The sequence below is a fragment of the Micromonospora sp. NPDC023633 genome, assembly GCF_040640035.1.
GTDB lineage: Bacteria > Actinomycetota > Actinomycetes > Mycobacteriales > Micromonosporaceae > Micromonospora.
On the sequence record NZ_JBFABB010000002.1, the window covers coordinates 53566 to 79977 of the forward strand.

The window sequence follows — 26412 nt, forward strand, 5'->3', positions numbered from 1 at the left end:
CCGGCTGAGCCTGATGGTCAGGCCGAGGTCGTCTTCGCCTTCGTAGTTCCCCGTCCAGTCGTAGACGGTCCGTTCCCGGACGACCTGCGCGGCGCCCTTGACACCGCGCCCTCCGCCCGGCGCGAACGACAGCGACCCGGCGGTGGACACCGGGACGCCGTCGACCGAGAAGCCGATCCGGGCCGGCGTGAGGTTCCAGCCCAGCGCCTGCCCGATGATGCGAGCCGTCGCGCCGTAGGCGTGCTCGTAGTTCTCGATGCCGTAGTCGGCCCGCCAGCCGGTGAACCGCGGTCGGCCGCCCAGGGTGCCCAAGAGTTCCAGCTTGAACATCTGGACCGCCACCGGGTTGCGCTGGTCGACCAGGTAGAACGACACGCCGTTGTAGCGGTGCAGCATGTCGGCGAACACGATGTTGGCGCGCTGGCCGGCGAGCGTGGACTGGAGCGTTTCGAGGCCGCCGGGCAGCGCGCCGACCACCGACTCGTCGGGCGAGACCATCAGCACGCCCCAGCTGGTCCCCGCCCCCGGCCAGTTGTCGTGGCTGGCCCCGAGCAGCCCGGGCCGGCCGGTGTCCACCAGTTCCCGGACGGCGTCCAGCACGGTCGTGGTGGGGCGCGGCCCGCCGTCGGCCGGCGCCGGCCCGGTGAACAGCACCACCTCGTCGACGCCCGCGTGGCCCAGCGTGCGGTCACCGGTGCGGGTCAGGTAGGGCGGCATGGTCAGCGCGCTGAACGGGTTGGCGTTCGGGTCCAGGGTGATCCCGAAGTCGGTGGCGAACTGCGCGCGGCGGCGCTGGTCGAGCACCGCGCCGCGCTGCGCCAGGTCCACGTGCCGGTCGGCGAGCGTCAGCGCCCACGTCTGGACCCGGTGCTGGATCAGGTACGTGCCGAGGTCGGGCAGACCGGCGACGGTGCGGCTGGCGGCGCGGTCGGCCAGCTCGCCACGCCACCGGCTGAGCAACCCCGCCACGGTGTTGCCGCTGAGTACCAACTCACCGCGGGACCACCGGCCCATCGCGTCGAGCAGTTGCACATCGCTGACCGGTAGCTCCCCGGCCGCGTACTGCGCCAGGGCCTCCGCCTCGGGCAGGATGAACTGCATCATGCGGCCCCGCAGGTCCGCTCCGGGTGGCACGCTGACCCGGCTGACGACGAACCCGACCTGCTTGTGGATGCCGGCGCGGACGTTGACGTCGTATTCCGCCTCGAAGGCGTACCCCCGGCCGAAGGCCAGCTTGAGCATCTCCAGGCCGCCGACGCGTTTGGTCTCCGCCGACTCGCTCTCGCTGACCCGCACGCCCGCCGACTCGCCGAAGCTGACGTTCAGCGGGCCGAACTTGTGGCCGAGGCCGATGTTGGGCAGGTTGAACGCCTTCGCGAACGACCGGTTGGCGACGTTGACGGTCTCGGCCAGGTACAGCTCGATCAGACCGGTGACGTACTGGTCCGGGGTGGCGCCGACGAACCGCGCCTTCCGAATACGGGGCACCTTGACCGAGAGCGCGGCGTTGGTGTTCGCCCAGAAGCCCGGCTCGACCAGCGTGGTCGCGCCGTACTGGCCGAGTACGGCCTCCTTGAACCGCGCCTGGAAGGTGATGTGGTTGGTCAGGCTGGCCACCGGCCCGGTCATCGGCCGGCCGGCCTGGGTCAGGTCCCGTGGCAACTGGTTCTGCGCCGCGCCGCGCAGGCCGTGCGCGTCGACGAAGTACACGATGCCCTGGTTGAGCGCCGACGGTGCGGTGTCGCCGGGGGCCACCTCGCTGAAGGTGGCCGGGTCGGTGTTGAACTTCAGCAGCGCGGCGTGCACGTTGGCGCGGATCAGCTCCGGCGAGACGATCGGGGCGTCCCGGTCGCTGATCCGGACCACGTAGCCCAGGTCGTACGGCAGGTTGACGAACATCACCCGGCCGCCGTACTCCTTCAGCTCCGGCCGGTTGACCACACGGGTCACCCGCTCGGCGGCGCCGACGTTGCGGCTCACCGACCCGCCCAGGAGTCCGACGGACCCGAGCTCCTTGACGCTCGGCGGCAGCGCGGTGTTCACCCCGCCCTCCGCCGACCAGCCCTGGTTGCCGCTCGCGCCCTGGCCGGCGATGCCGAGCGACATCCCGAGGGTGACCGTGCTCACCTCGTCGCTGAGCCGTTCGAAGTGCACCGAGTTGCCGTCCGCGTCCACATCCGCAGTGATCCGGGGGATCGCGTAGACGGTCACCTCGGCGGTACGCATCACCGCGTTGCGCCAACTGTGCAGGGTGAAGGACATGCCCGCTTCCGGGGCGGGCGCGTCCGGGTCGTTGACGACCGCGGCGCCGTCCTGGCCGAGCGGGTCGAAGTGCGACTCCAGGCCGTCGCCGCTCACCATCTTGTTGAACAGGTCCAGGTTGTCGATCGCGGCGTCGGTGTCGCGGTGGACGACCTCGTCGTAGGCGTCCCGCGCCCCGTCGACCATCCGACCCAGCAGCGGCCGTTCCTCCAGGGGCGTACCGGGATCCGGGGTCGCCGGCCGGCTCTGCTCCCCGTGCGCCCACGGCCGGTCCCCGTCCGCCGGAAGGAAACCCTCACCGGCCAGTACCTGCATGAGACCGGCCCGGAGCTGCCGCACCGCCGGCTTGTCGATGTTCGGCAGGGACTGACCCAGCAGACCCCGCCCCGCAAGGACATGCCGGGGCAGCAGGTTGCCGCCGGTGTCCTCCGGGTGCACGCCGGTGTTGCGCAGCCGCGGCCGCCACTGGTCGTGCGGCACCGAACGCGGTCGTCCGCCGGCGGGCACCACCGCCAGGTCACCGTCCGCCAGACCCGGGACGGGATCGGGGCCGAAGGCGTTCGCGTCGACGCTGAACCCGTAGTCGAAGGCGTCCGGCTCGGACATCCGGAGCACCGCCGACCCGTTCACCACCGGCGTCGGATGCGGCCACTCGCGCGGCCGGCGGGAGGTGGCCACCTCGGCGTGCAACTCGAACGGCGCCTCGTGGCCGACGGTCTGACCGGTGTACCGGCCGACCACGACGTTCAGCGACGCCACCGTGACGCCACCACCGTCGTTGCTGGTCCAGCTCATCCCCCCACGGGCGGCGAGACCGAGCTTGGCGTTCTCCTTGTACACCCGTGGATCGTCGAGACGCCTGGCCAAGGGCAGGTCCACCCCGCCACCGAACGACAGCCCGGCGGACTGCTGGAGGGTGAACTCGCCGCCCTGCCCCACGATGCCGGTGCGCACCTGCTCGATGTGCGCCTTGTCGCTGGTGGCGCCCACCCGCGTGGAGTCGCCGTCGCCGAGGCCCACCTGCACGGAGCCGCCGAGACGACGGGCGTACACCCGGATGCTGGCCGCCGCGTTCCCGTCGTCGTGCAACGTGAACGCGTAGCCCCGGGTCAGCGCGCCAGCGTCGCCGTCCGTCTCCGGCGTACGCCGGTTGTTCACCGCCTCGTCGAAGTGGGTCTCCAGGTTCCACAGCTTGCGTTGCAGCTCACCCCGCATCGGGCTCTCGATGGACATGTCGAAGCCGTCGGCGCGCAGCCGGTCGATGATGTGGTCGTACAGCTCGTTCAGACCGGTGATGTTGCTGGCGGAGAAGAGCTCCGGCACCCGCGTCAGGTTGTCCCGCAGGTGCTCGGGCAGGTCGGCGACCACCTGCTCGCCGGCGCTCTCCAGCAGGTGGTCGGGGATCGCCACCACCAGTCGGGCGGCCTCCTGCCCGTCCGGCGGCTCCGGCACCTCCACCGCCTGCCACGGCTGCCCGTCGCCGCGTGCCTCGATCAACCACCCCGGCTCGTACGAGTAGAACGTCGAATCCGCGCGGGTGTCGAACACCCGGCCCTTTTCCGCGTCGATCAGGTAGGCGGACTTCTGGTCGACCTTGTTGAGGGTGGCGTTGACGCGGGGCCCCCAGTGGGTCATCGGGCCGAGCGGCACGTCGACGTTGAAGCCACCCCGCACCCGCACCGCCCGCGTGGTGGTGCCGTCGGACTGGCTGTGCGCACCGGTCTGGAAGACACCCTGGGTGAACTGGTTGGCGTGGAAACGGCCGTCCTCGCTCGTCCGGCCCTCGGTGTCGTCCAGCGACGGACCGGACGTCTCCGTGTCGAACGAGCCGGCCGGGTTCGACACCAGCTGCGGGTCCTCCGGCCGCAGGCGGGCCCGCACCTCCATGCCACCCAGCGTGAACAGGTGCCCGTCCGCGGAGACCACCTGCGGGTAGTTGTTGAGCAGCCGCTCATGCAACTGTTCCCACTCGTTGTCCCGCACGGTGACGCCCCGGCGGGCCGCCTCGGCGCGCAGCCCCTGCTCGATGCGGTCCAGGTCCGGCAACGCCGCCTTGGGGTCACCCAGTGCGAGCGCCCGCCGGTCCGGGTTGGCCGGCCGCGCCGGAGCCGACGCGGACGACCCGTCGGGATCGGGTGCGGCCGGTCCGGCGCTGGCCTCGTTACCGAAGACCCGGACGTCCCGGTCGGCCTCCGGCACACCGGAGAGCAGCCGGGCGACCGTGTCGGCCACCTCGCGCGGGATGGGACCACCCCGAGACTGGATCACCACGGCCACCCCGCTCGCGGGGGCCGCCAGGGCGTCGGGGGAGAGCGTGTGCGGGCTGGTGCCGTTCTGCGCGATCAGGACGACCCCGGTGTGCTCCCGGACCGTCCAACCCCGGTACACCTCGTACCCGTCGGTGGCAGCCGCTGGCAGGCCCAGCGGCCCCGGCTGCCGGGGCGGTGCCGGACGCAGCGGCACCCGCCAGGCGTGCGCGGCGGCCGGGAAGGTCTCCTGCCCCCGGGCGTCGACCGGGATCAGCTCGTCGACACCGGCCGGCTGCCGACCCACCACGGAGACCGGCAGCACCAGTTCCAACCGCCCGCCGAACCGCTCCCGCAACAGCTCCGCCACCCGGGCAGCCGCACCGGAGGGCGTGCCGGGGAGGCCGGCGTACGACGTGGCCGAGGTGCCGGCGGCCGGGGGCGCGACGAACACCTGGAGCGGGCCGGAACCCGGCGGAAGCCCCCGACGGACGGCCTCCACGACGGCGACCGGGTCGCCGACCGACCCGTCCACCACCAGCCGGGGCCGGTCCGGGCTGGTCAGGTCGGACCAGTGCAGGGTCGTGGCACCGGCCGGCGGCCGTGGACCGGTGTGGGCGAGCACCCCACCCGGGACGTGGCTCAGCTGGACCTCGGCCGGCAGGCCGGACAGATCCGACGGGACGAGAGTACGCCGGTCCAGCCCCATCCCGGAGGTGATCAGGTGCGTCGGCGCCGCAGCCGGCATGCCCCCGAAGATCCGACCGACCCGGTGACCCACCTCGGCCGGCAGCGCAGTCGCTTTCCAGCCCAGGAACACCACCGGCTCGGCCAGCCAGCCACCGGTCTCCGGCAGCAACCGCCGCGCCCCGTCCAACTCGGACTCCGGCCCGATCCACAGGTGGCTACCGCCGTCCCACACCACCCAGTCGTCGCCGAGCCGGTACACGCCGGGCGACTGCTCGGGCAGGCCGTACGGGGCGGGCCGGCGCGGTGCGCCGGTGGCCTCGGGCAGGAAGAGGTACCGCTCGGGCCGCCCGCTGAAGAAGGTCACCTCGCCGTTGGCGTCCAGCGGGACGATCTGCGTGCTGGGCGTCGGCCGGTCCCGCAGCGCCGACCGGGGCACCGACAACATGGCCGAGGACTGCGGCCCCAGCCCCTGCGCGGTGACCTCCAGCGCCCGGGCCACGCTGACCGGCTGGTCCTGCGGCCAGTGCAGGACGGCCATGGTGGCGTCCTGCGCCCGCAACCCGGCCAGCGCGGCACCGAGGCTGTCCGGGTCGAGCACCGAGGAGTGCAGCAGGACGGCCGGGCCGGGGCCGGTCGGGGGCAACACCCGCGAGCTGATCGGGCCGGGCGCGGCGTCCCTGTCGTGCAGCAGGACGCCGCCCACCGCGCGCTGGAGCCGCAGGTTCTCCGGTAGCCCTTCGGCCATCACCACCAGCGGCGCGTCCGGGGACGCACTGGCCAGCGGGACGACCTGCTGTTGACCGTTCCCGGCGGCCGGGGCCGGCGGTTGCGGGGCCGGCGCGAGCTGCTGCGGGGGTACGGCCGACGGCTCGACCGCCGCAGGGGTCTCCGGCACCAACGCGTCGAAGTGGACGCCCGGTCGCTCCGGGTCGGCGGCCGATCGGGCCAGCTTGACCGGGGTGCCCCCGGTCGGGCCGTACCCGGCCACCGGCCGCACACCGTCCGGGGCGACCTGGGAAATCTGCATCCGGGCATCGGTCGCGTGGGCCAGCAGCGGTGCCAGGAACCGGCCGGCCGGGCTGTTCGACAGGTTCGCCCAGTCGTGCACGGCCGCCTTCACCGCGGCCAGTTCCCCGGAGTCGAGCTGACGATCAGGGTCGGTCAACACCTCGAGCAGGTGACGGCCGGCGTCCGCCGGATTCGCCCGCATCTCGTCGAGGCGTGCCCGCGCGGTGTCCGGGTCCAGGAGACCGGCGGCCACGAGTTCACCGACGCGCCGCTGCGCCTGGTCGGGGCTGAGCCGTGCCACGTCCCGCTCGTGTTGCGGCTGGAAGGCGAGCCGCTGCGCGGTCACGTCCGCCGGCAACCGCCCCGCGTTCTCCTCCAGATAGCCGGACACGTGGTCCCGCAACAGCTCGGTGACCCGGCCGAGCTCGGACCCCTGCGGCACCCCGGTACGAACCGATTCGGCGACAGCGGCCCGCACCCCGGCCGGATCGGAGAGGAACTCCCGCAGGTCCGCCGGCAGCCGCGCGTCCAGCGCGGTGCGGACCAGGGCCGGTTCGGAGGCGACGAACGCGGACAACAGGCCGAGACCGTCGCGGGGCACGCCGAGCGGGACCAGGGCAGGCGCCGGCCGGGGCTCGACCGTGCGAGCGACGTACGAGGCAGCCGTATCCCGGATCTGCTCGAGCTCCCAGGCGGTGAACCCCGGCTCGTGCAGATGATCATCACCCACGCTCCTGGGCTTCCTGAGCAGATCACCCGGCGAAGCATGGTGCGGCACCCCAGCGAAATGCTTCAACTCATGCCCATAAGCACGAGACGGAAGACCCGCAAGCCAATGCAACTGGGTGATCCGACCCTCAGTGCCATCAACGCTCACATAGACGTTGTCGCTGACCTTCAAGTCACTGCCGTACCGGCTGAGCCGAACCACCGTCTCCGCGGCCGGATCGAACACCACCGCCACCGCCGGCGGCCCACCCTCCGGCCCCAACCGCTCGTTGGTCTGCACCACCCACTGCTCAACCGCACCCAACGTGTCCAGAATGGCTTTCTCCGCCACGTTCGCGTCAGGCACCAACCGAAGACGGAACACCACCGTCCCCGACTCACCATCCACCCAATGATCGACGTGGACCCGAACCCCCGCATCCTCCCCCGCCGTCACCACCCGGAACGGACGCCCGTCCCCCGGCGTCGGCACGAACTCCAGCGGCGCCGGACCCTCCCACGTGAACCGATCGGAATCCACCCGCGTCATCTCGCCCCACGAAGGCAAACCCTCCGCACTGCGATACGACACACGCCAACCACCGTCAACCTGCTCCACCGACGGCTCCACCCCAGCCGCCCATTCCGACGACGCCCCGGCCTCCACGCCCACACCAGCCGAGAACGAACCCTTCCCAGGACCCCACTCGAACGCCGCCGGCCCCCCAGGCAACCCGCGCCCGGTACGCGGACGCTTCTCGAGTGGCCCCGCCGGCCATTCCGGCACGGCTGGGCGCTTGCCGCTGTCGGTCGTCTCCCACTGCGCCTTGAACTCGTCGAACCACTCGCTCGACAGGTTCGTGTCGATGAGCCGGTAGGCGTATCCGGACCGGTCGACCAACGGTGCCTTGACGGCGGCGACGATGCTCGTGACGACGTTCGACTCCTCCAGCCGAAGAAATCGGCCGACCCGCAGGGCGACTTCCGTCCCAGGAGAGAGATCCACCTCCTGCCCGTCCAGCTTCCTGCCCGAGTTGTCATCGCCGAGCGTGAGCGGCAGCGGGTATGGCGTGCGCCTGTCCTCCTGCATGACGAGATCGATGGATACTTCGTCGAGGAGCGCCGCTGGCTCGGCCGATTCCCACAGCGCCATCGAACGCAGCCGCTCGATGTCGTAGGCGGTGGGGGCCGGCGAGGACAGCTCCAGGTACAGGGGCGCTCCGGTGCCGTTCCTTCCGACCGGTGCTTCCAGGACCGCCAGGGGTTGACCCTCCATGCTGTACCCGAGCCGGAAACGCCCCTCCCTCAGTTCGGCGGCGATGACCGGCGGAAGTCCGTCGGCCACCTCGACCGGTGGGAGCGTGACTCTCTGGCCGCCAAAGGTGATGTCAAATATTCCGCTTTCGCTCACCGGCGCCGTGATGTGGTAGAGATTGCCGAACGTCCACCGGTCGACGGTCTCCCATACCGGGCCGGCTGCCACACTCCACAGTTCGGCCAGCTCGCTGTCGGTGAACTTGCGGGCGATCTCCTGGTAGACGAACCTCTCGGTGCCGTCGGGCGCGGTGTACGGGATTCTGGCAATACCGACACCTTCGCCGTCAACTCTCCCGAAATCGACAGCGACCCTGTCGCCCGGGACGGTGACTCGATCGACATATCCGAGGGAAATGTCGTTGCCGTCAAGCCGAAGCCGGAGAGTCGGACGACCCGCGGTGTACTCGACGGGGACGGGGACGGTGAACGGGTCTTGCAGGTTCCAACGGTTCTCGTCCTCCCACGTGCTCTCCTCGCGGAGGGCGGCGGCGTATCGGCGGTGTTCTTCGAGTACGTCGGCGTGCCCCTGGGGGGAGCTGGGGCGTTGACTGATAGCCGCGAGGTTCCGGTGGAAGGTGTCCTGCAGGAGCGGCCAGTGGCGGATCGCCGTGTTCTGTTCCGCCGTGTCGACTTCGGTTTTCAGCACCTCGAGCGCCTCGTCGAACACCGCGTCCAGTCGGCGCAGTTCGGTGAGGGCTGCCGGTGACGGGAAACCCTCGGCGATGCGGGCATCGTCTGGGTCACGAGGCTGGCCGAGGTAGTAGGCGCCGTCCAACCAGACGACTGGTTGCGGGACCTCACCGTCTTGGGTTGGCGGACCGATGACGTACGGGGCACCGTACGGATGGTGGATCGCCATCGGCAGACCCAAACCCCAGGCCACGATGTGGGGAACCACGTGCACGACGTCGGGATAGCCGGGCTGGCGGTGTACGAGTTTGTTGAGCAGGTGCTGGTGCAGGGTCTCCCGTCGCTGTTCGGACATGCTCTCCGGATAGGGGAGAAGTGCTCCGAACATCGACTGCTCACCCCGGCGGAGGTCGACGTCCAGGTGGCGGGCCACCAATGCGCCCAGTTCAGCCACGGTGGTGACGCCCGCCTGCGCCAACCGGTCCTGATGGGTGCTCAACACCGTCCCGTAGAAGGCGTCGAGCGGCCGCGCGCCGCCCTCCGCGCGACCGATGCGGAAAACCTCATACGCCCAACGCTTGAATGCCGACCCTTTGTGGGTTTTCCTGGCCGTCAACTGTTCGATCGCCGAGTGCACTTTCCGCCACGGGGCCTCCACTGCCCGCCCATTCAGAGCATTCAGATCTTCCGCAGTAAAGTCCGTATCAAAGTCCCGGTAGATGAATCTCTCGGTTCCGTCGGGCGCCGTGTAGGGAATTCTGGCAACAGCGAAGACCTTTTCACCGTCCATCCCGAAATCGACGGCGATCCGGTCGCCCGGGATGGCGACAGCATTCAGATGGCGGATACGCAGGCGCTTGTCACCCACTTGGGCAAACGCCACTGCCATCGAATCACCTTGGGAGGCGACGTTGAGGTGGAGGGTGACCCGACCTCCCTGAGGCCTTGGGTCCTCTCCTCTCCAGGGGCTGGATTGGAACATGCTGTGGAGGTACCGGCGGTATTCCGCCAGGATGTCGGCCTGCTGCCGGGGCGATTTGGGGCGTTGCCGCTCGGCGAGATCTACCCCGCCGACCCCTTGACGGATGACCGCGAGCCTACGCTGAAGGTGTTCCCGCTGGACGGACCAGTGGCTGCCGGCCGTTCGGAGTTTCTCTTCCACCGCACCGATTCGCGCCAGCAGCATACCGAGCGCCTGGTCGAACAGTCCATCCAGTCGCCGCTTCTCACCGTCCGGTATTGGCGTCCGCTCGGGACCCCTGGCGATTCTGGCGGCGAGGTCAGCATCGTTTGGATCAGCAGGCCGGCCGAGGTAGTAGGCGCCCCTGTAGAAGACAACTGGCAGCTTGGTGGAATCGGACCCCGAACCGATGTCGTGCGGGGCGTCGAACGGTTGGTAGATGCGCACCGACTGGGGTATGAACCGGGCCAGGACATGGACAGCCACATGCGCGACGTCGTGATCGCTGTTGTAGCCGTACGCGATTTTGCCGATCCACTGCCGGTGCAGGTCCTCTCGTCGCTGCTCGGACACGCCCTCCGGATACGGAAGCAAACGCCGAAACTCCGACGCGTCACCCAGACGGAGATCGGCGGCCAGGCTGCTGGCCGTCCACTCGTGCAGTCTTTGACGGTTGATCCCCAAGTCCGCAAACTGCTTTTTGAAGGTGCGGAAAACCGAGTCGTAGAAGTTGTCCGGTTTCGCTCGCGTGAGATCGATTCCGAACACCTCGCCCGTCCACCGCACGAAGTTCTGCTCGTCGAGGTTGCCCACGGCTGACAACTGTTCGATCGCCGTGGCAACCGCTGCCGGCAACGAGCCCGACGTTTCAAGGTTCTCCTGCGGCAAGCCCTGCGCCGCATCGTCGGACCTCCCCGCCAGCATCGCCGCAGCCGACCCCCGGTTTGTCAGCGCCTCGGTGATGTCGCGTTTCAGGTCGTCGAAGCGCTCGTTGTCCACACCCGTGTCAAGGAGCCGGTAGACGTGTCCGGACCCGTCGGCCAACGGCGCACGGACCACGACAGGAATGGTGCCGGCGACATCCGCCCCGACCCGCCCCTGCCACTGCCCCACCGACAGGGTGACCGATGTCCCGGGAGAGAGATCCACTTCCGCCCCAGCCAACGTCCTGGCCGGGTCAGGACCGCCGACCGCGATGGGCAGCGGACCGGGCGTCCATTTCCCCTGCTCCAATACGACTTCGAAAGACATCTGCTCGGAGAGAGCCCACCGATCCTCCGGTTCCCACAGCGCGTCCTTGCGCAGGCGCTTGATGTCGTCGACGACGAGGGCGGGCTTGCCCACTTCCAGGTATAGGGGCAGTCCTGTGACGTTCTTTTCGGCCGGCGCTACCAAGACCGCAGTGGGTCGACCGTCCTCGGCGTACCCGAGGATGAGACGGCCGTTCAGCTCGGCATGGAGAACAGGCGGAAGCCCGCCGACCACCGGGACGTGTGGGACCACGATCCGTCTGTCGTTCCTCCGGGCCGCCGGGTCGCCGTAGTGACCGGCCAAATACCCGCGTCCCGATAGAGGCACTGCCACCTGATAGTGGTCGCTCGACAGCGGCCGGTGGTGAAGGTCCCACACGCGGCCGGCTGCCTTCCCCCTCAACTCGAGCAGGTCACCGTCGCTGAGATTGTGTTCGAATTTTCGGTAGAGGATCCTGTCGGTGCCGTCGGTTACGTCGGTATACCGGAATTCCGCAAAAGCGATGCCCTCTTCGCCTCTCGCCCCGAAATGAACAGGAAGCCGGTCGCCCCGTATGGCCAGTCGGCCGATACTCAGAGGTACGGCCCCGCCGTCCAGCGGCACGCTCAGCTCCATGGACTTACCATTCTTATGTCGCTTGACGCCGACGTCGAGCGTAAAGTCGTAACGGAAGTCCGTCGTTTCTTCCTCCCATCGATGATCCGCACGGAGGTCGTCGAAGTATCGGCGGTATGCGGCGAGTTCCCGGGCTTTCCTGTTGTGCGGAGAGTCGGGGTGTTCACGGATGTTGTGCGGAGAGTCGGGGTGTTCACGGATGACCGCGAGCTCACGCTGAAGCGTTTCCCGCAGGACGGGCCAGTGCTTGGAGTTGGTCGGATGGGGGTTGTTCTCCGCCTCCGCGATCGCCGCCAGCAGCAGGTCGCGTGCGTGGACGAACAGTCGATCGAGTCGCCGCTGCTCGTCGTCGGATATCTCTGTCCGAGGGAAGCCCTCCGCGATGCGGCGAGCGCGTTCGGCATCGGCCAGGTCAGGTAGCTGGCCGAGGTAGTAAGCGCCCTTGTGGAACACGACCGGATACCGGACACCAGCACGGGGCTCCGGGCCGATGTCATGCGGAGCGCCGAACGAATGGTGGATCCGCATCGACAGGGACAACCGCGAAGCGATGACGCGCGGAACCACATGCGCAACGTCGTCATCGCCGGTCCTGTGGTACGCGATCTTGTTGAGCCATTGCCGGTGCAGGTCCTCCCGTCGCTGCTCGGACATGACCTCCGGATACGGAAGCAACCTGCTGAACTTTGACTCGCCACCCCGGCGAAGGTCAGCGGCCAACTCGCGGGCCACCCACGCGCGGAGTCCAGAAATGCTGGGATCGACCCCCGCAGCCTTCAACTTCTCCTCGAAGCGACGCACCACAGCGTCGTGGAAGTCGTTCGGCTGAACGTCAGCCATGAGATCGATCCCGAGCACGTCGCGCGTCCACTGCGCGAACTCTGCCGCGACATCGCGGACTCCACCCGCCTCACCACGGGTTCCCACGGCCGACAACTGCGCGATCGCCGAAGCCACGGCCTGCTTCCAGCCCTGCGGGACACCGCCGGACCCACCGACCGCCTGCACCCCAATCCGCCCCGGAACCTCCCGCACTTCCGCCGGGGCAGTGCTGATCTCGCTTGTCAGGCCGTCGAAGTTCCGGATGTCCACACCGGTGTCGAAGAGCCGGTAGACGTGTCCGGACCCGTCGACCAACGGCGCGCGGACCACGACAGGAATGGTGCCGGCGACACCCGCCCCGTCCTCCCCCTGCCCCGGCCACTTCCCCAGCGACAGGGTGACCGACGTCCCCGGGGAGAGATCCACCTCCGCCCCAGCCAAGGTCCTGGCCCGACCACTACCGCTGACCTCGATGGACAGTGGACCCGACGCAGCGCGAATCGACAGAGGCCCCTGTCGGCTCCACGCCCCCGGCTGCAACACGACATCGAAGGACATCTGCTGGGAAAGAGCCCACCGATCCTCCGGTTCCCACAATGCCCTCTTGCGCAGCCGCTCGATGTCGTATCGGGTGATGACAGGTTTGGACAATTCCAGATACAGGGGCAGCCCTTTGACGTTCTTCCCGGCCGGTGCTTCCACGACGGCAGTGGGTCGGCCGCCGTCCCGGGCATACCCGAGCAGAAGCCGGGCCTCCTCCAGCTCCCTGGTGAGAACGGGCGGAAGTCCGCCGACCACCGGGGCCGACGGGATCCTCACCCCCGGGGCATCCCGGCCGCGTTCGGCTCTGCCGAGCCCCACGCTCAATTCCCCGCTCCTGTGCACGGGCGTCGTTATGGAGAAATCGCGCACCAGTGGCGGACGGTCAAGGTCCCACACCTTGTCGGCCGCCTTGCTCCTCAGCTTGGCCAGCTGCGAGTCGTTGAGACTGCGGCCGATTTCTCGGCGAGAGTAGATTTCGGTGCCGTCGGCCGCGGTGTACGAGACTTCAGCAAATCCGGTGCCCGCTTCGTCGACCTTCCCGAAATGGACAGCGATCATATCGCCCGGGATAGCCATCCGATCGATATCAAAGACGACCGACTCTGTGCCACTAAACCATACGCGCAAATACCGGTACCCGCCCCTCTGGTCGACGGCGACGGGCAGGTGGAGGGTGAACTGGTTCTCCAAGTTCTGCCGGTTCCCGGACTCCCATCTGCCGGCACTGAGGGGGAGTCTCCGAAGGTAGTGGACGTGGGCAGCGAGTTCCCGGGCCTTCTTGTTGTGGGGAGAGTCGGGGTGTTGACGGATGACCGCAAGTTCGCGGTGGAAGGTTTCCCGCAGGATGGGCCACTGGTCGGAGTTGGTCGGATGGGGGGAGTTCTCCGCCTCCGCGATCGTCGCCCGCAGCAGATCGCGTGCGTCGTCGAACAGTCGATCGAGTCGCTGCCGCTCGTCTTCGGATATCTCTGTCCGAGGGAATCCCTCAGCGATGCGCCGAGCGCGTTCGACATCGGCCGGGTCAGGCCGCTGGCCGAGGTAGTAGGCGCCCTTGTGGAAGACGACCGGATACGGGATGACACCAGCACCGGGCTCCGGGCCAATGTCGTACGGGGCACCGAACGGATGGTGGATCCGCATCGGCAGGGACAACCCCGAAGCGATGACGTGCGGAACCACATGCGCCACGTCGAAATCGCCGGACTGGTTGCGCGCGATCTTGTTGAGCCATTGCCGGTGCAGGTCCTCCCGTCGCTGCTCGGACATGACCTCCGGATACGGAAGCAACCTGCTGAACTCCGACTCGCCACCCCGGCGAAGGTCAGCGGCCAACTGGCGGGCCACCCACGCGCGGAGTCCAGGAATGCTGGGCTCGACCCCCTCAGCCTTCAACTTCTCCTCGAAGCGACGCACCACCGCGTTGTGGAAGTCGTTCGGGTGCGGAGAGTGATTCGCGAGACCGACTCCGAGCACGTCGCGCGTCCACTGCACGAACTCCGCCCCGACATCGCGGACTCCACCCCCCTCACCACGGGTTCCCACGGCCGACAACTGCGCGATCGCCGAAGCCACGGTCCGCTTCCAGTCCTGCGGGACACCGCCGGACCCACCGACCGCCGGTACCCCACTCGCCCCCGGGTCCGGCCCGACTGGTGCGGGGTTCTCCGGCAGGGTCCCGAAACCAGGCGCCGATTCCTGCTGGTCCCACGCTGCCAGCAGCCGCACGGCTTCGCCCGGGTCGGCATCCGTCAGCCAACCGGTGGCCACCGATGCCGGCAGAGAAACCCCCGCCCACGGATTCCCGGAGTTGGCGGGGTCGGTACCCGCCGGCGTTCCCCCGTCCTCGGACATCGGTGAATCAACCCCTGCTGGCAGGTCCGACACGACCTGTTCGGGTTCCGCCAGCCGATCGACGTCGGACACCGGCGCCGGCGAATCCACGTCCGCCAGCGGAACCCAATAGTCGACCGGGCCGGATTCCGCCGGCCAATCGACGCCAGACACCCCGTCCAGCGGATCCCAGGGGTCGTTCAGGTTGGCACCCGCCAGCCAATCGGTGCCGGACTCCGATGCCAGCGGATCCGAGGGGTCGACCAGCTCGGCGCCCCTCAGCGTTTCCCCGTCCATGTCGGACGCCGGTGATTCCCCTCCTGACGACAGGTCCGACTCGACCGGATCGACATCCCACGGCGGCTCCCAGCCCTCGGGGAGCTCCGCCGGTGTGTTCAGATTCAGCCCGCTCAGATCCGGGTCCACGTCTTGGAATCCCAGACCAACAAACGCCGGGTCGGTGCCAGGCGCATCGTCCATCTCCGCCGGGTCAAACGGCTGCCCGGGGGAGGTGGTGTCCGCCTGCATCGCCTGGGACGGGCCGCGCGGCGGGGTGGTGGAGGCGAGCAGGACGGCGCCGGACTCCGATGCCAGCGGATCCGAGGGGTCGACCAGCTCGGCGGCCCTCAGCGTTTCCCCGTCCATGTCGGACGCCGGTGATTCCCCTCCTGACGACAGGTCCGACTCGACCGGATCGACATCCCACGGCGGCTCCCAGCCCTCGGGGAGCTCCGCCGGTGTGTTCAGATTCAGCCCGCTCAGATCCGGGTCCGCGTCTTGGAATCCCAGACCAACAAACGCCGGGTCGGTGCCAGGCGCATCGTCCATCTCCGCCGGGTCAAACGGCTGCCCGGGGGAGGTGGTGTCCGCCTGCATCGCCTGGGACGGGCCGCGCGGCGGGGTGGTGGAGGCGAGCAGGATGGCGTTGGGGTCGATGCGGGTCGTGGTGGTCGGCTGCGGGTGTGCGGTGGTGCGGTCGGGAAGGAGGTCGGCGATCGTGGTGGGTCGCCCGGTGCTGTCGAACGCGGCGAGTCGGGTGCTCGATGCGAACAGGTGTCTTAGCCATGGGTCGCGTTCCGGGTTGGTCGGTTCGGGTCGGTCCTCGGCGCCGGGTACCAGGCCGTCGCGCACCTTGATGGTCGGTGGTCCGGGTGGTTGGGGCTGGCTGTGGAGGGCGAACACGTGTTGTGGTTCGTTGGGTGGTGCGATCCTGACCACGACCATCGATCCCGGTGCCGCTCGCAGGGCGGCGAGTACGTCCTCCGGGGTGACTCCGTCGGGGTGGGCGACGCGCTCGTCTGTCGCGCCGAGGATGTCCAGGAGTTGCGGCCAGCTCCGCGTGGGTGCGGGTCGGCCGTCGGGTCCGATGATTCGGTCGTCGAACACCGCCCGTTTGCCCGGCCGTCCGTACGCGGTGGTGTAGGCGTCGAGGGTGGCCTGCACGCACCACCACCACGGGTCGCGGCTGTTGTCGGGGCCCACCGGCGTCTGGTCGACCCAGTCAGCGACCCGCCGCGCGGACTCGGCCGCCGAGATGGGCTGCCCCGTCGCCGCGACGGGCTGCCCGGTTGCCGCGACCGCCGGCTCCGGTGCCGTGCTGGCCGGCTCGCGGCGTCCGCCCGGGTCCCCACCGACCGGCTCGTCCAGCGAGGACACGTTGCTAAACGAATCCCTGCCGCCGACATCGCGCGTGACCGGGTCTCCGCTGATCAACCCGTCCCGCGAGGAGGCGTCCCTGAACGGGTCCGTGTCCCTGAATTCGCGCTTGGCCGCTTCACCATTGTCCGACTCGTCGAGGGACGAGACGCCACTGACCGAATCCCCGTCGATGAAGTCGCGTTTGACCGGGTCGCGGCTGATCGGCTCGTCCAGCGAGGAGAGATCGCTGACCGTCATGATCTCGTCGCGGTCGGCCCGACCGTCCTGCGAGGAGAGGTCACTGACCGTCATGTTTTCGTCGCGACCGGCCAGATCGTCTTGCGAGGGGCGGTCGCTGATCGTCGTGGGGTCGGTGAAGCTGCTGTCGCGGCTGAAGATGCCGTCGCTGGGGACGGAGAGTTCACTGACCGACGTCTGGTCGCTGGCGTCGTGGTGGTCCGGCGTGCCGTCGATGCGGGAGGCGACACCACCCGGCAGCGTGCTGCGGACGCCGGCCGCATCCGGCGTGCCCGGAGTGCCCGGCGCACCCGGCGCGCCGGGCGTGGCCGGCACGCTGGGCGTGGCCGGCACGCTGGGCATACCCGCCGTGCCGGGGGCGGCGGTGGCCTGGGCGAGTACCTGGTGGTATCCGTCGACCCAGTCCTGTCGGAAGGATTCGGCGAGGGTGTCGTGGCTGGCCGGCTCGACGCCGTGCTTCCTGGCCAGGGCGGTGAACTGGGTTTCTGCCAGGCTGGCCGCTGCTGCGGTGTGCTGCTCCGGGGTCACCGGCACCGTCGGCACGTCGGTGCGCCCGTGTGCCGGCGTGTCCGTGCCGGCTGGGGTGGCCTCCGGTGCGGTGGCATCGGGGATGACCGCGGCCGTGAAGCGGGCGGGCAGGTCGGTGACCACCTGTCGGACCACGTCCGCCACGGCGTTGACCTGCGCGGCGCCCGGACTGGCCACCGCAGCCGACGGCACGGCCGACGGCTTGGTGAGTGGTGCGGTGGGTAGCGGGTTGGTGCCGAGGATCGCGTCGAGGCTCCGGTCCACGTGACGCGCGACCGCCGCGCGCACGGCGTCCGACGGCACCGCCGCCGCCCCGGCGGCCCCCGGCACGCCCGCGCCACCCGGCACACCAGCGGTCCCCGGCGTACCGACGACCGCCGGCACGGCAGCACCGCCCGGCACGCCACCCGCCCCCGGCACCTGAACGGCCCCGGGCAGGACCAGTCCGCCTTGCAGGGTGACGGGCGTCGGTGTGCCGGTGGTGAGGTACTGGTCGATGTGGTGCTCGGCGGCCAGGTGCGCGGCCGAACGCAACGCCTGCCGGTCGAACTCCGCCGGCAGCGCGGCGACGACCTGCTCCGGGCGCACCGCCGCCGGGATCTGCCCGCCCGCCGGGATCTGCCCGGCGAGGGCTTCGGTGACGCGGGCGACGGCCTGGTCCCGGACACCGAACAGGTACCGCTCGGTGAGCGCGGTGGCGGGCAGGCCGATCTGGGACAGGAAAGCGGGGACGGCCGGGTCGTTCTGCCGGGCGTCGGCCCACTCGGTGAAGACCTGCTCGACCGGCACGGGAAGCCCGGCCAGGAACTGCCGCGCCTGCGCGGTCCCGGCGAGCAGCCCACCGTAGTGGTCCACCAGTTCCCGCTGGAACCGCTGCCACTGCTCCACCACCGGCGCGCCGGCGGCCACGACCCACTCCGGCACCGGCACCACCGGCACCACCGGCACCGCCGGGGCGGCCGGGGCGGCCGGGGCGGGCAGGTTCGGCACGGACCACGACGGCACCGGCAGGTCCGGCACCGACCACGACGGCGCGGACAGGTCCGGTGCCGACCACGCCGGTACCGGCGGCACCGGTTCAGACGCCCCCGGCGCTGGTGCCGGCAGCGCCGGTGCCGACACCAGCGGGACGGGCACCGGGGCCGGCCCGCCGGTGCCCGCACCCGCCGGATCGTCGACCTCCGGCTGATAGGCGGACGGGTCCGGAGTGACCGGGACGGGCGGCGGCACCGGCGCGACCGGCTTGCCGTCCGCGGTGAAGCCGGGGCCACCGGGCATGTTCCACCGGGGCCGGGTCGGGTTGAACCCCAACCCGACCGCCACGCGACGCGCAGCGGCCCCGGCCGCGGTCCCGGCCAGCTCATTTGCCCCCGACACCGCCCCGGACGCCGCGGCCAGAGCAAGACCACTGGGGTCGTAGGTCCCGTCGACCATGTAGCTGGCGGCGATATCGCCGACCACCTCCAGGCCGACCTCCGACACCGGCACCATCATCAGGCTGGTCAGCAGGTTACGCGTGGCATCCGACACTTCGAACTTCGCCAGAGCACCACCCACGACCCCGGCGAACCGGCCCATCGCCGGCCCGGCCGCCGTGGTGATACCCGCCACCGCCAACCCGTACAACGCCTGCTTGCCGACCTGCGCCCAGTCGATCCCCGGCATCAGACCATCAGCCAGCATGCTGATCTGCGCCAACAACGACGACCCCGGCATGAACAACATCTGGATCGCCGTGCTGCTCGCCGCCGCCCGCACCATCGACGACCGCAGAATCGTCTGAATGATCGTCCGGGTCTTCACGATGTGCGCCGCCGCCTCCACCGGCAGGAAGAACGCCATCGCGAACGCGACCGCCAACTCCGTCATCATGAAGATGAACATGACCAACGCCTGACGATCCGTCAGCTCCATCTGGTTCAGGAAGCCCCGCATTGCCTGGGCCGCGTCCACCTTCAGATCCGCGACCCCGTCCAACAACTCCACGAACGGAGCCGTCTGCGCCACGAACCGGTCGTAGACCTCACCCTCGCCCGCCGCCCGAACCGCCTTGATCGCCTGGATCAGCTCCGGAACCAACAGGGTCCGCACCCGATCCGCCAGCACCTCCAACGCGTTCAGGTCGTACGCCAACATCAGCAGATTCGACCGGTGCAACCGCATCCCGGTGAACGCCTCCAGGGCCCGCTTCGACGACTCACTGAGACCAACGGAAGGAACGGCGACCTCACCCATCGCGCAACGCCTCCGTTCCCTGCCCCTGGTCGCTCAGTGCGAATCACTCAGCGGCGCAGACCACCGCCCCGGCCCTCGGCCATCTCGTCTCCGCGGATCAACCCCGCGCGCCACCGCTCATGTCCGGGACCATTTCGTTGATGGTGGCCTCGGTGTTCTCCCCGACACGGAAAACGTTGTGCAACTTCTCGCCCTGGAATCCGGCCGCCTGAGCCAGCTTGGCGTACGCCGCGAGCACGATGACCCCGATCACTTGCTGCACGGCCGCGCGGGCCTGCAGGCTCAGTTCGTCGTCCGCGGGGACGCCGGCCGCCCACCGGCACTCGGCGATCTGGCGCACCGGGTCCACCGTGCCGATCAGGTGGTCCTTGAACTGGAGCACCGCCGGCACATTCTGGAGCAGGATATCCCCGTGGTGCTCGATCCGTTGCCCGCTCATGACGCCGCCTGCCCGGTCCGCCGGTCGGCACCGCCGGAAACCATGCTGGCGATGCCCTCGACAAGTTCCTCGATGCTCCCGGCCGACTGCGCGGCGTCGTCGAGGCCGGTGAGGTGACGCGTCAGCTCGGCGGTGCCGGCCATCGTCTTGCGCTGGGCCTTCTCGCGGGCGGTACGTGCCGTCGTCACGATCAGGTCGGCCAGCTCGGCTGGCGCGAGTCGCCGGTAGGCGTCCCCGTTAAAGGTGATCCGGGTCAGCTCGCCGTGGCCACCCACGGTCACCGACAGCAGCTTCTTCTTGTCCTCCACGGTGGTCTGCGCCCGGGCCACGCGCCGGCGTACCCGGTCGGCCGCCTCGTCGACGTCCTTCAGGGCCGCCCGCATCTCGGCCAACAGTTCCTCGTCGCCCAACATGCTCATCCCGACTACCTCCTCTTCTATCCCACGGCTGATCTGCGGCACCGGGTTCACATTGGTGCAAGAGTGTTCAACGGCCGGTGCAGCAGCGTCAACGGCCCCGGTACCGGCGGCGTTCGTCCTGGCTGCCGGGGCGCTCGTCGACCGGCATGCCGAACTCGTCGTCCTCGACCCGGGTGTCCCGACCGCGCCGGCCGATCACCGCGGGCGCACAGTCGGGGTCGGTGCCCCAGACCTTCTCGTCCTCCTTCAGCCAGGTGCTGCGCTGGCGGTCACGGTCCTGTCCTTGCTGGGGTGCGCCACCCATGCCCGGCATCATCGGGGGCATGAACGGCATCCCACCGCCCGGCATACCGCCCCCACCGGGCTGCGGGAGACCAGGACCGGCACCCGGACCTGAATTCAGGTTGGTCCCGACCGGGCCTCCGACAGGCACCCCCAGCTTGTCCGGGTTCAGCGCCCCGGGCGAGCCGGATACACCCGGCACCGCCGACAGACCCCCGGTGCCGACCTGCACCCCGGGAACCTGCGGGAAGCTTGCCGAACCGGGTCTCGTGACGTCACCGAATGCCGGAGGGGTGGTGATGCCTCCGGTCATACCCGGCTTGGGCGACACGTTCTTACCGTCGACCGTGGTCGGGAACGCATTCCGGTCAATCGGTGCCGACGGCCCGGTGTCGGGCCACGGCAACCTGCCCGCGTCCAGCCCCGGCGCCGATCCGGCCCCGCCGGTGTCGGGCCACGGCAACCTGCCCGCGTCCAGCCCCGGTACGGACCCACCCCCGCCGGAACTCCCCGACGGGTTGGGCGGCAGCCCGAGTTTCGCTCGCTCTTCCGGCGACAGAGGGACATCGTCCAGCAGCCCGCCGCGTTGCAGCGCGTCAAGCTGATCCGGACCGAGCTGACCGAGATTCGTCGCACCCCCCGGCGACAGACCGTTCTTCCGCAGGTAGTCCGCCTGCTCAGCGGTCAGCGGCGCATCGTCCAGCAGCCCGGCCCCGTCCAGTTGCCGCAACTGGGACGGCGTCAGGTCACCCAACGACTGCGGCCCGTCCAGGCCGAGCTTCGCCCGCTGGTCGCTGGTGAGGGGGGTATCGTCCAGCAGCCCGCCGCGATCCAACGCGTCGAGCTGATCCGGGCTGAGCTGACCGAGATTCGTCGCACCGCCCGGCGACAGACCGTTCTTCCGCAGGTAGTCCGCCTGCTCAGCCGTCAGCGGCACATCGTCCAGCAGCCCGGCCTTGTCCAGTTGCTCCAACTGGGACGGCGTCAGGTCACCCAACGACTGCGGCCCGGACGGCTTGCGGTTGAGCCCGAGATTGCTGGTCGGCAGGGAACTGCCCGCGCCACCGCCGGTGAACGGATTCTCCAGGCCACCGCCGGCAGACGGGGTGACCGGTTTGGGGGTCGGAATGGGGGGAAGACCGCTCGCGCCACCGCCGCCAACCGCAGCGTCCAAGCCGCCGTTGGCGAACGGATTGCCCGCGCCACCGCCCTCGGACGGCATGCCCGACTTGACCTTCAGGTCGGTGGGAAGGCCGCCGCCGGCGCCGGCGCCACCACCGAAGGAACCATCCAAGCCATTGGCGAACGGATTACCCGCACCACCACCAAACGCATCGCCCGAGTTGGGCATTATGCTGGCGGGAAGGCCGCCGCCGGCGCCGGCGCCACCACCGAAGGAACCATCCAAGCCATTGGCGAACGGATTACCCGCACCACCACCCTCGGACGGCATACCCGACTTGACCTTCAGGTCGGCGGGAAGGCCACCCCCGGCGCCACCACCGAACGGATTCTCCGCGCCACCACCAAAGGAACCACCCAAGCCATTGGCGAACGGATTACCCGCACCACCACCGGCGCCCGAGTTGGGCATCAGGCTGGTGGGCATGAAAGCACCGCCACCGGTGCCGTTGGCGAACGGGTTACCCAAGCCGCCGCCGTTGGGGAACGGGTTGCCGAAGTTCGCTCCCACGTTCGCGAACGGGTTGCCCATGTTCGCGAACGGATTGCCCATGTTCGCGAAGGGGTTACCCACGTTCGCGAACGGATTGCCCATGTTCGCGAACGGATTGCCCATGTTCGCGAACGGGTCGCCCCAGTTGGCGAAGGGGTTGCCCATGTTCCCGAACGGGTTGTTGGGGAATGCCCCGTTGGGCATCCCCACGTCGTTGGGCATCGGATTCGGTGGCACCGGCTTCGGGTCGGTGATGCTCATCGGGTTGCGCGCCTCGGCGAACACCGACACCAATTCCTTCGCCGCGAGCACCGCCGGCTCGAAGGTCTTGAGGGCGTGCTCGGCCCACAGCTGGCGCAGATGCTGGTCCAGCTTGTTCCACTCGGGGATGCTGAACGCGTCGAACGGGTGATATTTCACCCATGCCGGCGGCGTCCACATGATGGGCAGACTTCCGTCTCGTCCGCCGACCCGTTTTCCCTGGTTCGACTGCTCCCCGGTTTCGGCGTACTGCTGGCCCAGGTCCCAGGCGTTCGACTGGCCATCGTGCAGGTCACCGAGTTCAAGAGTGCTCTCGTTGAACATCTGGGCGATCACCCGGTACGGGTGCTGCCAGATGCCGGCCGGGTGGATCGAGGACCACTTCTCGAAGGTGTCGGCCACCGCCGTGATGAAGTCCCTCATGGCCTGCTCGACCTGGGCTAGCGTGGTGTCCCACTGCTTGGCCTGGGGCATGATGTCGACGAGGTACTTGTTCGCCTCCTGCACCCGGTGCCGCCAGGCCGATTCGGCGGAGCCCTTGAAGTCGGGGCTCTTGGCGTTCACCGACTTGACCTGATCGGTCAGCTCGCTCGAGATCCCCAGCGCGTGGGTGGTCAGGTTGGCCAGGATCTCGCGGACCGACCCGATCGAGTCCGGGTCGAACGCCTTGTTCGGCCCGGCCACCTTGGGCAGGTCGGCGATCATCCGCTCCCACGCGTTGCCGAGCGAGACGACCGGGTTACCGTCGGCGTTGGTCGAGTTCCCCGGGTCGGTGGAGTTGTACTTCTGACCCTGGGTGTCGTCCCTGCTGGTCACGCCCACCCACACCGTCACCCGGGTGATGTACTTGGTCGCCCCGCTCTGCCTCCACTTGTAGAAGGTGACCGCGTCCTTGTTGTACTCCGGCATCCATCCGCCGGGTTCGGAGTTCTTGAGGGTGCTCGTCTGGGTGATCAACCAGTAACCGGGGCCCTTGATGGTCCGCGGTCGGAAGTTGTCGTTGATGGAAGCCTTTTCCCCGCCCTCCCCACCGCCGAGCACCAGCCCCAGAATGCTCGCCAGGGCATCCTCGAACGTCGCGGTGTTCGCCATGACTAACCCCCGGCTTTGGGCATGAAGTACTCGAACTGCTCGGCGCTCAGCGTGCTCGTCTGCTCGACGGCGTCGGAGTCGGCCAGCAGGAACTTGATGCCATGCTCCAGGTTGTTGAGCTCGGTTCGCGCGCCCTTGAGCCGGTTGGCCAGGCCGGCCCGGACGACCTCGATCGCCCCCGTCAGCTCCTCCGCCTCGGTGAAGCCCTTCGGGCCGAGGCGCAGCTTGAACTGCTTCGTGATGTCGACGGTGGAATCCGGCAGGGAGCCGTACGGGTAGTTCTTGCCGTACATCAGGTCGATCTCGTCGACCTGCTTGGTATAGGTGCCGTGCAGCTTCCGCAGGTAGTTCTCGTTGATGACGATGTTCTTCATCGTGTCTTTCCTCTCTCGATGGAGACGGGTCAGCGGGACTCGGCTGTCCGCACCCGACGGAAGCCGAGGTCTGGGTGAGTCCGTGGACGGCGGCGGGTCAGACGCACCGGTCCACCCGACGGTGCGGTGGACCGGTACGTCTGACCCGGTATCGGCTCGGCAGGATTGCCGTTTCGGCCTCGTGCGGCGTCAGATTCGGCCAGGTACTAGCTGAAGATGGCCGCGCCCCGGTTGTCGCCGTGCTGGTAGTTCATGTTGATCTCCTGAAGGCGCTGCTGCCCCACGGCCAGGGCCGCCCTCATCTCCTGCTGGCCCTGGTTCCACAGCGCCTGGGCGGCCTTGTAGGCCTCCGGCGCCTGACCGTTGTTGGCATCGGTGAACCGCGCCACCGAGGCCTGGAGGGTCGCCAGCGACTGGTCAAGCTCGCGGGTCTCCCTGGCCATTTCATCGGCGACGGTCTGAACCGCAGCGGGGTTGATGCTGTAGTTGGCCACTCTCGGCCTCCTTGTCGTTCGTCGGTCCGGGTTTCGTCCCGGCTTTCACAGGTGAGGGCTCGGCGGTCAGCCGCGGGCCCAGCCGCCGGACAGCATGGCGCTGTCGTCTTCAGTCGTGGTGGTCAGTTGCGCGTACTGCTGCATGTTGTCGTTGAGCATGTTCAGGCCCTGCTGGACCTTCATGAACCCGTTCAGCCACTGCTGGACGGCCTGCTGGAACCGCGGCGCGGCCGCGTCGCTCTGCCACTGGGCGGACAGGTTGTTGCTGGCGGCCGTGACGTTGGCCTGGCTGTCCTTGGCCTCGGCCTGCGCCTGGCCGAACGCCATGACCATGCCCTTGATGGTCGCCTCATCGGCGACAATTCCCTGCCTGTTGATCGGCATGACTCTCCTTGTCTTCTATCGGTCGTGTTGTTGCGATAGGTGGGACGTGTGCTCGTATCCGCCTCGTCCGCCCGGAGGGGCGGGCCGCTCGGCGGGACGTTCGGGTACCCCGCGGCCTCACCTCCCTTCCGGCCGGACCAGTGCCGGCCCGGGAGGCAGCATGGCGACCAGCGCGGTGGGCATGACCACCGCCTGGTTGAGGGAGTAGCCCAGGGTGGTGACGTCGCCGCCCAGGATCGGGTAGGCGATCCCCCGCTCGTTGACCAGCAGGCCCTGCTGCCGCCACCGGTCGGTCTCGGCGGTGGCCGGGGGCATCAGCAGCGCTCCCCCGCCCGACGGCACCCGCACCGTCACGGCGGTCTTCCCGCCGCTGCCGCCGGTCGGCATGCCGGTCCCGCCGGTCAGGACGACCGTGGGTTTCTCGTCGGCCTGGCCCGCGTACTCCACGCAGACCACGGCGTCCTCGGGCATGGACGGTGCCACTGGTGGGGTGGCCGGCAGCGTGGTCAGCGGGCGCACCGGGCTGCGCTGACCGGCGGCGGCCAGATCGGCCGGGGTGATGGCGGTCTCCTTGGCCCCGCCCGGCGTGGCCCGCTGCAACCGGTACTCGGTCTCGGTCAGCGGGGCCAGCCCGTCGGTGGTCATCAGGTAGTGGTTGACCGTGCCATTGCCCAGGTCCACGCCGAACATCTGGCCGATCGACGTCGGCCGGCCGGCCACCTTCGGCCCGGCGCCGCCGGCCCGGGCCACCTTCGGCGGGCCGACCGTGCCGCCCAGCGGGATCGACTCCAGCCAGGCGGTCGCCACCGGTGCGGGAGCGAGCAGCCCCAGCCCCAGCACGTCGGCCATCCACGGCCGGGGAAGGAGCAGTCGTCGCCCGCCCCACAGCAGGTAGGTCTTACCGCCCGCGGTGACCGGCAGCGCCTGCCCGTCGTCGAGCGGATCGGGGGCCGCCGGCACGTCGACGTCGAGCACGATCCGGCTGGTGTCCCGGCTACAGGCGCGCCACACGCCCTGGTTGACCCGGTTGGCCGCCGGCAGCACCTGCGGCCCGGTCGGGGTACCCACCGGCGGACCCTGGGGCACCTTGGCGAGTTTGGACGAGGACACGGTTACCGGGGTGAGTCGCCCGCCGGCCAGCAGGGTGGCCGTCGCCACGTCGTTGACCAGGCGCAGTTGGCCGTCGACCAGCACGTACCGCGCCCCGGTCGAGGCGTCCACCACCAGCATCCGCGGCTGCTGCCAACTGGTCGAGCCCGATCCCGGCATCAGCGCCCAGATCGCGACCCCGGCCAGCACCAGGATCCCGAGCACGAGACCGGCGAGCGTGCCGGTGCGGTCCCGGCGGGTCGGTGACTCGGCGGTCTCCGGCTCGGCCCGCACCAGCGCACCGGTCACCCGGGTCATCATGTACCGCTGGGCGTCCACCTGGTCACGACGCGACGACATG

General features: G+C 69.5%; 8 protein-coding genes (1 of these 8 only partly in view). All 8 read right to left on the minus strand.

Annotation, left to right across the window (positions count from 1 at the left end):
• On the minus strand, positions 1–19542 hold the beginning of the coding sequence (locus AB0G13_RS01005; protein ID WP_357866994.1) for a LuxR C-terminal-related transcriptional regulator. Its footprint begins 19812 nt before the window's first position; only the first 19542 of its 39354 coding nucleotides appear in the window; its start codon is at positions 19540–19542; the stop codon falls past the left edge of the window.
• A 97-nt stretch (positions 19543–19639) separates the two neighbouring features.
• Positions 19640–19981: a hypothetical protein gene (locus tag AB0G13_RS01010; protein WP_357866997.1), complete on the minus strand. Its 342-nt coding sequence runs from the start codon at positions 19979–19981 to the stop codon at positions 19640–19642.
• Positions 19978–20400 (minus strand): YbaB/EbfC family nucleoid-associated protein, encoded by a 423-nt coding sequence (locus tag AB0G13_RS01015; RefSeq protein ID WP_357866999.1) that lies wholly within the window; start codon positions 20398–20400, stop codon positions 19978–19980. The genes AB0G13_RS01010 and AB0G13_RS01015 overlap by 4 nt, the downstream gene beginning before the upstream one ends.
• Before the next feature lie 88 nt (positions 20401–20488).
• Positions 20489–23710 carry a hypothetical protein gene (locus AB0G13_RS01020; protein WP_357867001.1) on the minus strand — a complete coding sequence of 1074 codons (3222 nt, stop codon included), beginning with the start codon at positions 23708–23710 and terminating at the stop codon, positions 20489–20491.
• A 2-nt stretch (positions 23711–23712) separates the two neighbouring features.
• Complete coding sequence (locus AB0G13_RS01025) at positions 23713–24084, minus strand: hypothetical protein (protein ID WP_357867004.1); 372 nt, start codon at positions 24082–24084, stop codon at positions 23713–23715.
• 206 nt (positions 24085–24290) lie between these two features.
• Positions 24291–24578 (minus strand): WXG100 family type VII secretion target, encoded by a 288-nt coding sequence (locus AB0G13_RS01030; RefSeq protein ID WP_357867007.1) that lies wholly within the window; start codon positions 24576–24578, stop codon positions 24291–24293.
• 66 nt (positions 24579–24644) lie between these two features.
• The gene (locus AB0G13_RS01035; RefSeq protein WP_357867010.1) at positions 24645–24962 is read right to left on the minus strand and encodes a WXG100 family type VII secretion target; all 318 of its coding nucleotides are present in this window, start codon (positions 24960–24962) and stop codon (positions 24645–24647) included.
• 117 nt (positions 24963–25079) lie between these two features.
• Positions 25080–26411, minus strand: coding sequence for a type VII secretion protein EccB (gene eccB, locus AB0G13_RS01040; RefSeq protein ID WP_357867013.1), 1332 nt, complete (start codon positions 26409–26411; stop codon positions 25080–25082).
• Position 26412 lies beyond the last annotated feature (1 nt).

Coding starts and splice junctions, on each gene's coding strand:
- AB0G13_RS01010 (WP_357866997.1), bottom strand. CDS start 19,981: ATGAGCGGGCAACGGATCGAGCACCACGGGGATATCCTGCTCCAGAAT.
- AB0G13_RS01015 (WP_357866999.1), bottom strand. CDS start 20,400: ATGAGCATGTTGGGCGACGAGGAACTGTTGGCCGAGATGCGGGCGGCC.
- AB0G13_RS01020 (WP_357867001.1), bottom strand. CDS start 23,710: ATGGCGAACACCGCGACGTTCGAGGATGCCCTGGCGAGCATTCTGGGG.
- AB0G13_RS01025 (WP_357867004.1), bottom strand. CDS start 24,084: ATGAAGAACATCGTCATCAACGAGAACTACCTGCGGAAGCTGCACGGC.
- AB0G13_RS01035 (WP_357867010.1), bottom strand. CDS start 24,962: ATGCCGATCAACAGGCAGGGAATTGTCGCCGATGAGGCGACCATCAAG.
- eccB (WP_357867013.1), bottom strand. CDS start 26,411: ATGTCGTCGCGTCGTGACCAGGTGGACGCCCAGCGGTACATGATGACC.